Annotated in this window: 5 protein-coding genes and 2 tRNA genes; 1 reads left to right on the top strand and 6 read right to left on the bottom strand. The window is 55.2% G+C overall.

Annotated elements, in window-relative coordinates; all coding sequences use genetic code 11:
* Positions 1-553: 553 nt before the first annotated feature.
* The 6 genes from PQR42_RS45015 to PQR42_RS44990 form a co-directional block, all read right to left on the bottom strand.
* Positions 554-647 (bottom strand) — tRNA-Ser (locus PQR42_RS45015).
* Between the two features lie 210 nt (positions 648-857).
* Positions 858-933, bottom strand: a tRNA-Phe gene (locus PQR42_RS45010).
* Between the two features lie 359 nt (positions 934-1,292).
* Positions 1,293-3,974 carry a TnsA endonuclease N-terminal domain-containing protein gene (locus tag PQR42_RS45005; RefSeq protein ID WP_408496000.1) on the bottom strand — a complete coding sequence of 894 codons (2,682 nt, stop codon included), beginning with the start codon at positions 3,972-3,974 and terminating at the stop codon, positions 1,293-1,295.
* Positions 3,964-5,859 carry a DNA methyltransferase gene (locus PQR42_RS45000; protein ID WP_408495998.1) on the bottom strand — a complete coding sequence of 632 codons (1,896 nt, stop codon included), beginning with the start codon at positions 5,857-5,859 and terminating at the stop codon, positions 3,964-3,966. Before PQR42_RS45000 ends, PQR42_RS45005 begins: the two co-directional genes overlap by 11 nt.
* Positions 5,856-8,780, bottom strand: a complete 2,925-nt coding sequence (locus tag PQR42_RS44995; protein ID WP_408495996.1) for an ATP-dependent DNA helicase — start codon at positions 8,778-8,780, stop codon at positions 5,856-5,858. The genes PQR42_RS45000 and PQR42_RS44995 overlap by 4 nt, the downstream gene beginning before the upstream one ends.
* A complete protein-coding gene (locus PQR42_RS44990; RefSeq protein WP_408495994.1) occupies positions 8,777-8,992 on the bottom strand; it encodes a helix-turn-helix domain-containing protein in 216 nt (71 codons plus the stop codon). The genes PQR42_RS44995 and PQR42_RS44990 overlap by 4 nt, the downstream gene beginning before the upstream one ends.
* Positions 8,993-9,158: 166 nt before the next feature.
* On the opposite strand from PQR42_RS44990, the gene PQR42_RS44985 reads away from it, so the two are divergent.
* A partial coding sequence (locus PQR42_RS44985) for a sacsin N-terminal ATP-binding-like domain-containing protein (protein ID WP_408495992.1) occupies positions 9,159-11,731 on the top strand: 2,573 nt, incomplete at its 3' end.

Here is an 11,731-nt window from a genome sequence, read left to right as displayed (position 1 = left end):
CTCAGCTTGGTTCTCCCCCAATAGCAGCACTGACGCCTTCGCAATGCGAAGTTCGAGGGTTCGATCCCCCTCCTCCCACCAGAGAATTCAAAGGGTTACAGGCGATTTTCCTGTAACCCTTTTTTATTTTCCAGCGTCGTGTAACCGCCATGTAACCAGATTCGATCCGTCTGGAACCTTCTCGATCCAACGGTCTCACCCGGCGAGGAGGCACTGAGGGCGAAGCGCCAACTCTGCGGTTACCACTCGCCCGTTCCCCATTTGCGCTGTAGCTGATTGCATTGACGCAGATGAAATCTGTGGATTAGCTGCCGACGCGAGTCAGGAACTGCTTGGGTGCTCACGGAGGGGGGGCGTTGATGAAATTCGTGAAGGATGTTCCGTGCAGAAAGATCCTGCTCGTGTTCACGAGCACGATGTTGTGTATCTCCTTGTCGGGGATATACGTCACTCGCCACGGGAAGAGGCCGTGAAATGCCGCTGAAGAATTCAGCGCATATATAGGCATTGGAAATTAGCTCGCGCCCCGAGGCGCACGTGTACACCACTTATCTGGCGGAGACGGAGGGATTCGAACCCTCGATCCAGGTTTTAGCCCAGATGCTCCCTTAGCAGGGGAGTACCTTCAACCTCTCGGCCACGTCTCCTACACCCTAAACCCGCGCGAGTTGCAACGGTCGTCGCATGCTGCTTCACGTGTTGATCACATGCATGGCGGAGGCGAGCCTCAGTCGATCGCGACCGAGCCAAGCACCTGTGCACTACGAGTCGATCAATAGCGAAGTGCGCCAGCCAGCAGCCAACATACAAAAAGTCCGGAAACCTTGCGGCACCGGACTTTCCGTACAACATGACTTTGGTGGCCTGGGACGGAATCGAACCATCGACACGCGGATTTTCAATCCGCTGCTCTACCAACTGAGCTACCGGGCCCCGTAAGAAGGCTAAGTATAGCAAGCGACGCCACAACGCTCAAGTCCATGTTGTGCCACTTGTCACGCCCGACGTCAGCGGTCAGGGGGCGTGCCTTGCGAGACGAACATCGTCGCTTCGCTCTCACCCTGCAGGTCGGCCGAAGTCTCCCTGACCGGACGAACGGTCGGGTGAAGCATCTTCTACTCTGGCTCATACTCATACGTTTCGGACGCGCTTCTACCGCGGCAACCGTGAGCAAAGGAAATCGTCCCCCGCCATCGGGCCAACAAACCCAATACCAAACCTCGCACAAAGCGGACCAAATCCAATCGTTCGCGCAATCTCTAAATGGCCCCCTTTGAACCACGCCCGAAACCTTACATCAGCATCCGGTAGTGTCGATCATTGGCGTCCGACGCTTTGATTATTCGGTATTCCATACCGCTGGCCACCGCCATCTGATGCGCGAACTCCTTCTTGGCCTGAACGACAACATCCTCGATCTGGTTGTCTGCCTTCACCTCAACGATCACGAATGAGCCGTCTTCGCGCTCGAAAAGAAAGTCAGGGTAGTAGCTTCGTACCGTGTGCGAGTCCGGATCGATGTACTGGATGAAAAAGTCTGATTGGCCGTGTGTGAGCATCCCGGTGAAGTAGAGGCGCTTGACCTTCTCTTCGTGCAGCAAGTCCCAAAAAAGGGTCCGTTCCGGGTTGGAGTCGAAGCAATAGGTATCGAGGTGAAAGCTCTTCCCTCGTTCTATGCCCTTCACGTCGCCCATTCGCACGATCTTGTCTTTAGCTGCCGTCACTTCATAGTAGCCGGTTGGTGGCAGTTTGATGAGCTCAACCTCGTGCTCTTCGGTTTCCTCCTTCGGATCGAGATCGTAAAGCTCTTTAAACAAGCGCGGAATCACTTCGTCGTAGAGCAACTCATTGAACAGATTGGTCGCAGCAACCAATTTGTCTGTCCCTTCCTTTGTGGAGTCGAGAATACGCTCCACCTGCAAGGGATTGCGGTTGAGATAGCGAGCTACCTCGGCGACGAACGAGAGCCGACTAAACTCCCGTTTTTCACGGCGTGACGTGTGATCGAATGTGCGGTTGACGCTCGCGCGAGCAGCCACTTCTGCTGTTAGGCCAGACTGCTGGGTTTCGATCAGTCGGTACTTCTCGATTATCTCGCCCCACTTCTTCGCATCCGAAGGGTCGATGCCGATGGCCACGCCTGATGTGATCTGCTTCTCTCGCAAAGTGTAGGTCTTGCGCACCCGCTTGAGCTTTATCTTGACAGGCGGTTCTGTCACGCGAATTTGCACTCGCTCCTTGTCTGATGCCGTGTTCTGCAGCTCTTCCACGCTTATACGGAAGTTTTGCAGCAGTTCCTCGTTGAGTGTCGCTAGGTTGTCGTTGGAAAGGAAAACGTGACCGGTATGCTGTGCCTCCCCGACAGCGCGTAGGCAACGCATCGTGGCTTGCAGCACAAAGACCTTGGACTTCGGCTGACGGAACAGTCCAACGCCGAAGAGAGAGCGGCAGTTCCAGCCTTCGCGCCCCTTGTTCACCAACAGGATGAACTGTTTTTTTGATGCCTCCGTGTCGAGCCGGTTGAACTCGCGGATTTCGTCATTGGTGGTCAGCTTCTCGTCGCCCACGTTAACCAAGATCGGGTCTAGCGGCATGTCTGGATACAAGGGGCGAAGGCGCTCAATCGCCTTCTCTAGAGCAGGACGAAGCTCAGTCTTGACCTCGTCGATGGTGGCAGCGAACAGGGCTAGCTTTGGAAGCATCCCCTCAGGTCGTAGTGCTGCAGTCTCCTTTAGGAAGGTTTCGACCGTAATATCGACGAACTCATCTGTGAGAGTGTTCGTGTAGCCGTGCAGAACGACTTTCTTCAGAAAGCCTTTGTCGATGGCTTCCGTTAGGCCGTAGGCGTAGACGACCTCGGGCAACACTTCCTGTCCGACGTAAGGCGTCCCAGTGAAATTGTAGCAAGCCACTACACGAGTGCCTGCGCGATCAAGGCTCGCAGCTAAGATGTCAATAGTGGTACGTAAGCTGGTATCTGTTTCCTTGGCTCCGATTCCCATATCTTTGGCTAGGTTCTTGCCGAACGCGTGGTGCGCCTCGTCCACGAAAATTCCCAATTGCTCCAAGCGACACAGTTTTTCGAAACGCTGGTTCGTGGTCAGTTCACCTTCTTCCTCGGGCTGCTCAAAGTTGTACAGATCTTCGGCAGTTGCGTAGACGCTGCCCTCGTTGAAGGTAGGTTTGCCGTCGCCGAACAGTTTGTCTGTAGCAGTTTTCTCCTTGCGCTGGCGTTTAAGGATGATCTTCTGCGTGTTGGAGACAATGATGTTAAAGCGCGATTTATCCAAGGTGTCGAGAGACGTCCCAGCCTCTTCGAGGTAATGGAAGCGCAAGTGCGCGTTCAGAAAATTCACATATTCTGGAGGCACGACACGAGTCATGTCGAACGACTCAATCTCTTTGAGCGAATGCAGCACCGTCCTGTCCGGTGCGAACACAAGGGCGTTGTGGCAAAAGCGCTCGTCCTTCTCGAACTTGTTTCCTAGCAGGAACTCGTAGAAGATGCACGTGGCCATGAGAATGGTCTTGCCTGTCCCCATCGTCAGTGCAAAGATGTAGTTCGGGTAGACCCGCGAGTTCTTGCGCATCAAGGTAAACACGGCTTTGTACTGTTCTTGAGTGATCGCATCGAACAGTCCAACTTGGCCCGCATGACCGCTCACGACCCCGCCTTCGGCGCGATTTGCGAAGCGCCCCTTCTTCTCAAACCAGTTCTGGAAGATCTCCTCAACTTTTGCATTGCCGAGGAACTCCTTCAAAAAGACATACATCTCCAGCGCCTCAAACTGAGGTTGTCGTAGGAAAGCCTTCGGGTTCCTCTCAGTGTTGTTGAAGTCGAGAAACTTGCGGGAAAGCTCCTTGTAGTGCGCGCGAATGGTGCCCCGATTGGATTGGTAAAAGTGCCACAGAAAATTGAAAAAAGCGAAGTCTAGAGACGCATTCTTGGTCTTAGTGGTTACTTTAGTTGCCATCAACGCCTCCTTCCCAGGACTCCGATAGTAGGTCAGTGATTTTCACGCGGATGGTGCCCGCGTCGGCGGGAACCTTGTAGGTGGCGCTGACAAGGTCGTGCTTACCTGGAATATCTACTATGCTTGGCTGCAATACAGCGCCGTCGTAATTCCAATCGACCATCACGCTCTCAACCATCTCGCGCCAATCTGCGACGGTCTCTTTCTGCAACGAAAGTTTCTGCAGCAGGTTCATCGGGTAAAAGCGTTGAATCAACAGCTCACCGTCTTTGATCGTTACCTCTGCATCCGAATCGCGCTTGAACTCGAGATCGGCTTTGTCGCGCAGGATATCGACCACGTCGACGTCCACTTTGAAGGGCTTGACCGCTAGCTCCAGTTCAGCTTTGAGATTAGGTTCGTGGCCCATGCAGATGAGTTGAATTTTCTCAACGGGTTGATTCGGCTTCTCATTTTGCCTGCGCTCCCATGCCCTATAGTCGAAGCCGGCGGTTAGCTCCGCGAGATCGGCACGTGTCGCAATTCGGTTGACGGGCATAATCTTGACCATCCGGCCGTCTTTTTCACCATCAAAAACGCAGTTGAAGTCCAGCTTCTGGATCTCCAGCGCCTCGATCAGGAGTTCTTTTGCCTGCACTGGATTCCGGAATACATCGTAGTTGTTGACGGTGAAAACTTCAAAGCCCGGGTAAAACTTGGGCACCTTGAATACGGTCGTCCAATCGCCATTTCCCTCCTCGCCTTCCTCGCTTTCCTGGAGCATTGCCTGTTCGCTTTGACTTGCTCGAAGGCCATTCTTGATGGTTGGTCGATACCCAGGTACGCTGATCGCCTCACTCAGTGCCAGCAATCGCTTGGACGACGTCTGTACCGAACCCAAGTTGATGTCGTTGCCGATGAATCGGCGTCCGTACTTGGCGGAGACAGTTTGCGTCGTTCCGGACCCCATAAAGCAATCAAATACGAGGTCCCCGGGATTCGAGTACGCAAGGATGATTCTTTCAAGTAGAGCTTCAGGCTTCTGTGTGGGATAGCCGACCACCTCTACCTTATCGGCAGGCTGGAGCATGGGTAAGCGCCAGACGTCATCAATCGTTTTATGAGTTGAAGTGATGTAGAGAACATTGCCGTTTTCATCCTTCGCATTAACCAACGATTGAGTTGCCTTGTCCCACACGCGTTTAATTTGCTGGACAGGCTGATCACGCTGTTCGCGGAGCTTGTTGAACTGAAATTTAGACGACTTTGTATAAACTAGAATGACGTCATGGTCGGAAGCAAATCTATTAATATTTCCTTGCATCTTGTTGTAGTAGTGCCAGACGATCTCGTTCTGGAACGAACCCAACCCAAACACCATGTCAAGGAGTGCTCGAAGATAGTGCGATTTATGCCAATCGCAGTGCAGGCAAAAGACTCCGTCGTCGCTCAGAAGCTCCCGCATGAGAATCGCTCGCTCATACATGAACTGAAGATACTCATCGTTCGTCCAAACATCGGTGTACTGCTTTTCTTCAAAAGAGGTATAGCTTGTCTCAGCGGTTACCCCTTTCAGCCTTATCATTTTCTTGTATTCGATTTTTGAATCAAATGGAGGGTCAACATATATAAGGTCAACTTTTCCTCGAAACTCCTTGAGCAGATGACTCATCACCTGAAGGTTGTCACCCCAGAAAATTTTGTTGCGCCAACCATCCACCTCTTCGCCATGTACTTCTTTTAGTTGCGCCGGAAAGTACTGGGTTGAGGTAAACGGACGCTTGCCGCGCCAGTTCAGCATCGGGTAGCCCTTGATTGGCACGAATTCGTACTCGTTGACGTTCTCGACGGTCGATGCGCCATTCGGCAGGTCGAGCGAATCTTGCTGCTTGATTTTTGTCGTCATTTTTGGGTTTTCCTAAAATTCCAATCTTTGTTGTCGCAATATGGGCGCATGTCGCAGTTCTGACAGAGCTTGGTCGGTCGCGCCGAAATCTGGTAGTCCTTGATCTCGATGCGATTCACGATCTCATCGAAGTCTGCAATTGTTTTGCCAATGGCACGTTCGTCCTTGGTGAAGGACACATAGGGATTCCCGCCATCCTCTCCGGTGTAGTAGAGATGCATCCGGCTAACCTTTTGCCCGGTGCGCTCCTCCACGAGGTGTGCGTAAACCTCGAGCTGATGCTGGTACTGCCGAAGGCGGTTACGATCCTTTTCCATGTCGGGTTTCTTCTCCGACTTGAAATCGATGATCTCGACCGTATCGCCTTCTCCGCGGAGAAGGTCGACACTCCCCTTGAGGATGTACTGATCCTTGACCAGCGAAATTTCGACCTCTGCTTCCTTGATGCGATCCCAGTTGCCGTTCTCGCGCTCGTAGTAGCGCATCACGTGCAGCAGTGCTGCCTGCTGCGAGCTGGGCGCGAGGTAGACCCGTTCCTTCTTCGAAAGCATCGCGTAGTTAGTCGAGAACCAGCCCTTGATCGCATCGAAGGTAATCGTGCCTTCGTCTCCGCGCAGAACTGTCTTGTGAATGTCCTCGATCGTCTGATGCACCAAGGTACCGAAGAGCATCGGACTCTCCCGGATCGGTGCAAACTCCAACTCCTTGAAGAACCGGTACTGCTCGGCGCAGTTCTCGAATACCGTGATGTGAGACGTGAACGAGTACTCACGCTTGAGGGCGATCTCCTTCACCGCCTCCAAGGTAATTTCGCCCATCGGCACGTCACGCCAGCTCGGCAGCGCGTAGAACAGGCGCTCAAAGTACTTGGACGGTGACTTGCCGAGGCCCCGGCCATTGCGCTCCTGCGCGGCCAGCACCAGCAGGTTCTGCGCGCGGGAGAAGGCCGTATAGAACAGACGCCGGAAGTCGAACTGCTTGATGTGTACCAGCGGCTCGAAGCGCGCTTTCGATAGGTAGCCGCCGTCCTCCAGAATCTCATCTAGCGCGGCGTGCTGCTTTCTCGGAACTGCCTCCAGCGAACCGCACACCACTACTGGAAACTCGAGACCCTTGGACTGGTGGACGGTTAGGAACGAGACGCAGCCCTTGGGCGCGTACTCGGCCTCATCCTCGTACTCGCCGATGCCGCCGTCGGACAGGAAGCGCAGGAACTGGTTGAACAGATCGCGCAGGTTCTTCTCAAGGAACTCAGGGTTGAGGACGCTGACGTAGTGCAGGTATTCGAACTTGGTGAGGAGCTTGGAGAAAGTGCCGAGGTTGCGTGCGGCTCGTCCCTTGTCCACACCAAGAAGAGCTTCCTCCGACAGAAAGCGTGAGAAAAGCGGGAACTGCAGCAATTGATAGAACAGGCCGGAGATCGCGTAGTCCGTGTTCTGCGCCAGCACGGCGTGTCGCTTGGCTAGCGGGCGCGCCCAGTCGAGGAGGCGCTTGTTTTCCGGCTTTCGCAACTCGTCGGTGAAGGGTTTGAAGCAGGTGTGGTCGTAGTAAGTCCAGATGTCAAGCTGCGCGCCCTCGGCCCACTGTCGCACCTTCGGGAACTGCGGAAACAGGAAGATCAGCGCGCCGATCATCAGGCGGATCTCTTCGCGTTCGAAGAACATATTCGAACGTGGCGAGTAGACCGGTACGCCCTCGGTTTCGAGGAAGCGCGCCAGCGCCACAACTCGGTCGTTCTTGACCGAGCGGAACAGGAATGCAACCTGATTCCAGTCCGACAATCGCCCGGAAGCTTTCAGGCTATTCAAGAAAGCCAGCACTTCGCTGTGCCAATTGGCGTTGTCGTCGGACGCATCCTTCGCAGCAAGGCGCACCGCTGTCGGAACGTCGGGAAACTCATTGTCGCGCGGCACAATCTTCTTGGAGAACCTGAAACTGCGCGTGCCGTCGTCCCACGTCTGATCCTGCATCCACTCGTTGTAGAAGCGGATGATGTCGGGGTGCGAACGATAGTTGACGGAGAGCGTCACCCGCTTGCACTGGCCCTCGCCGAACAGCGTGGGGAACTCCAGGATGTTGCGGATCGTCGCGCCTCGGAAGCGATACAGCCCCTGGTCGTCGTCACCGACCACACACAGATTCCCGCGGTCGCCCGCTAACAGCAGGAGGATGCGCTCTTGAATTGTGTTGGTGTCTTGGTACTCGTCCACCATGAGGTACGAGAACTTCTCGCGCAACTGGCCCAGTACCTCCGGACGTTTCTCCAAGAGTTGCAGAGCCTCGTACTGGATACCCGAGAAGTCGAGACAGTTGTTCTCGTGCAAGAGTTCATGGTACTTACGAAAGCAAGCCCCCAGCGCACGCACTTCGACGTCGAGGGCAGCTTCCAGATCGGCCAAGTTGAGCGCTTCCTCGCTGACCTTGTTCAGCCACTTGAGCAGGTGTTCCGATTGCGCCCAGCGCCCTGTTTGGTCATCGCCCATGACGAGCTGGGCATCGGGCAATGACCTGAATTCATTGATGCGCTGGTACAGGAAATACTGCTGATCGAACTGATCGAACAGCGTGAAGCTGCGCTTGAGTCGGGTGAATTCCCTGAAGTCCTCCAGAATGCGCAGGCAGATCGAGTGGAAGGTGCCTAGGTACATCTCGTTCAGATTGAATTTGATGCCCAGATCGCTCAGACGGGTCGAGATGCGCGTGGTCAGCTCGCGCGCCGCTTTGTCCGTGAACGTCACGACGAACAGCGACTCAGGCGCGACACCTTTTTGCGTGATGAGGTAGACGACGCGCTCGACAAGCGTGAACGTCTTGCCGGAGCCGGGGCCCGCAATGATCAGCACCGGGCCGTTAGTGGCCAGGATGGCTTCGAGCTGTTGCGAGTTGGCCTTGCTCTGAAGCGTGGAGGTGGCGCCCGTCATTCTTCGTTCCCCTCGTCCTGCCCGTCGCTAACTTTGGTAATGCGGCTGGCGATCCACTGATCGAGCTCCGCACGGCGAAAGCGCCAGGTGCCGCCTAACTTGAAAGCCGGGATCACCCGACTCGACGCGAGGCGATAGACCGTCCGTTTGCCTGCCTTGAGGTATGCGGAAACCTCGTGGATCGTAGGTATTTCGTCCGGCTGGTCGTTCATCTATGTACCAATCGCAGGTTGACGCATGTTAACCGCCGAATCTTGTCATAACAGGGCAAGGTTTGGCAAACTTGAGCAAGGCTGGCGGGAAATTGCCACTTTAAGCAATCAACATCTAAAAACGATGCATCCTGATTAAGAGGCTGCTTCAACCGAGGGGAAAGCAGTGGCATCGAACTACACGGCGATTGGTGGGGAAAACCGGCAGCGATATGGTACGGACATCGGTCGGATAGGCCCGATGTTGCTGGCAGATCGGTACGACGACAGAACGCACTTCATATTCGAGCTTCTTCAAAACGCGGAAGATGCTCTCGGACGACAACTCGACGCTACCGCGCCTCGCGGAGTCTCCTTCTGTCTAAACCCGGAGAGCTTGGTGCTATCGCACTTCGGCAGACCGTTTGACGAGGCTGACGTTCGCGGGGTGTGCGGCATCGCGGAAAGCACAAAAGACAAGCACGCTATCGGACGATTTGGCATCGGCTTCAAGTCGGTTTACACGTTCACCGACAGGCCTGAGATTCACTCAGGGAACGAGGACTTTGCCGTTGAAAACTACGTTCAGCCGACGTGTACGCAACGAAAAGAGCGTCGTCCGGAAGAGACCTTAATCGTCCTGCCACTAAGGTTGGACGACGGGACTGCGCATCGTGAGATTATCGGAGGATTCAAGCGTCTGGGCCCTGGCGCACTTCTGTTCCTGCGCAATATCGATGAGATAACCTGGAGAGTTGCGGGCGAAGCATCGGGAGTCTATTTGCGCAGCAGCCCGGAGCCCTTAGGTTCAAACGTTCAACGCGTCACTGTTATAGGCCAAGAGAGCGGCCAGCAGGAAGTTGATCAGAACTGGCTAGTGTTTCACCGTGAGGTGTTCCCGCCTGGCAACGAGAAGGTCGGGCACGTGGAAATTGCTTTCTCGATCGTTCCCGTCAAGGACGTGCCGAACCGTTGGTCAGTCCAGCCAGTGGCTGCGTCGCCGTTGGTCGTGTACTTCCCGACCGTTGTGTCGACCAACTTAGGCTTCCTCGTTCAAGGGCCATATCGCACCACCCCTAGTCGAGACAACATCCCACGCGGCGATCCGTGGAATCAGTATTTGGTCAAGGAAACAGCCGAGCTGTTGGTCGATGCATTGCGGTGGTTGCGCGATCAAGCCATGCTCGACACCTCCGCGCTGCGGTGCTTGCCGCTCGATCGCGAGAAGTTCTCCGAAGGTTCGATGTTCACGCCTCTCTTTGATAGAGTTCGAGAAGCGCTGACGCAGGAGGCACTGCTGCCGCGCTTTGGGGGCGGATATGTTTCCGCGCGGCAAGCGAAACTCGCGCGAACCCAAGACCTCCGCGAACTATTCAACCCGGAACAACTAGCCGCGCTTGGCGGCGACGACTTGGCAGCCTGGCTCGCTGGAGACATTACACAGGACCGCGCGCCGGAGATTCGCCAGTATGTCATACACGAGCTCGACGTTACAGAAGTGACTCCCGCGACAATTGTGCCGCGGTTGACCAAGGATTTCCTCGAAGCCCAGACCGACGATTGGATCGTGAAATTGTACGAGTTCGCGAGCGGTCAGGAAGCAGCGTTTCGCCGCCACCTCGACACGATCCCCCTGATCCGGCTGAGTGACGGCACCCACGTCGTCGCGCGAGAGAATGGAAAGTCCAAGGCCTTCCTGCCGAGCACCATCGAGACTAGCTTTCCGACCATGCGCAGAGAAGTATGCGCGACACCGGAAGTGCGCGCCTTCTTAACAACGCTTGGCATCACGGAGCCGGACCCTGTCGATGACGTCGTATGGAACGTCTTGCCAAAATACCAGCAGCATGAAGTCTCCGTGAGCGTCGATGGGTATGCAGCCGATATTGGAAGAATCCGAACAGCGTTCAGCACCGATTCAAAGGTGCAGCGTGAAAAGCTTCTCACTGCGCTCCGCGAGACGTCGTTCCTAATGGTTGTGGATACTGGTGACAACAAGCGATACATCAGCAAGCCCGGGAGCGTATATCTCGCAACTGATCGCTTGAAGCGTCTCTTTACAGGCGTGCCCGGTGTCCTAATCGTCGACGAGTCATATGCCTGCCTTAGCGGCGAGAATATGCGGGAGTTGATGGAAGCATGCGGCGCACTACGTTATCCACGCCCGTTGGACGCTCCTAACACGCTGACCGGCGACGAGCGTCGCGAGCTGAGAAGACTTGCTGGTCACGAGGAGACGTCCTACCAGAGGGATCGCATCGAGGACTGGAACCTCCGGGGCTTTGACGCACTCGTTGGATCCCTCCCAGCTCTCCCCCCTGAAGAACGGATCCAGCGTGCACGGCTGATTTGGGAGAGCTTGGGCGATCTCGAAGAGCGGCGCGGGCGCGGCATCTTTGAGGGGACTTACAGTTGGTCGCACTATGGTAGCTATAAAAAGGATTTCCCCGCTGCGTTCGTACGACACTTGAATTCTGCTCCGTGGGTGCCGGATGCGAGCGGCGAACTTCACCAGCCAAGTTTTGTTGTCTTCGACACTTTAGGATGGAAGGGCAACCCTTTCTTGCTAACGAAGATCGATTTCAAGCCACCAATCATCGACCAACTCGCGAGGGAGACAGGGATCGATCCTGCTGCGTTGGACCTCCTGAAGAAGCTCGGCATTACCAGCGTGGCCGATCTGACATCGCGTCTTGGTATCGACCTATCGTCGGGGGGCGAGGAGCGCGGGGCGCCGCCCCGCGCCGCGGGTGTTTTAGG

Origin of the sequence: Paraburkholderia sediminicola (assembly GCF_046027355.1) — a bacterium.
GTDB classification, from domain to species: domain Bacteria; phylum Pseudomonadota; class Gammaproteobacteria; order Burkholderiales; family Burkholderiaceae; genus Paraburkholderia; species Paraburkholderia sediminicola_B.
Note: the sequence above shows the minus strand (reverse complement) of the source record. Positions and strands in the feature narration are given on the sequence as shown.

Coding starts and splice junctions, on each gene's coding strand:
- PQR42_RS45005 (WP_408496000.1), bottom strand. CDS start 3,974: ATGGCAACTAAAGTAACCACTAAGACCAAGAATGCGTCTCTAGACTTC.
- PQR42_RS45000 (WP_408495998.1), bottom strand. CDS start 5,859: ATGACGACAAAAATCAAGCAGCAAGATTCGCTCGACCTGCCGAATGGC.
- PQR42_RS44995 (WP_408495996.1), bottom strand. CDS start 8,780: ATGACGGGCGCCACCTCCACGCTTCAGAGCAAGGCCAACTCGCAACAG.
- PQR42_RS44990 (WP_408495994.1), bottom strand. CDS start 8,992: ATGAACGACCAGCCGGACGAAATACCTACGATCCACGAGGTTTCCGCA.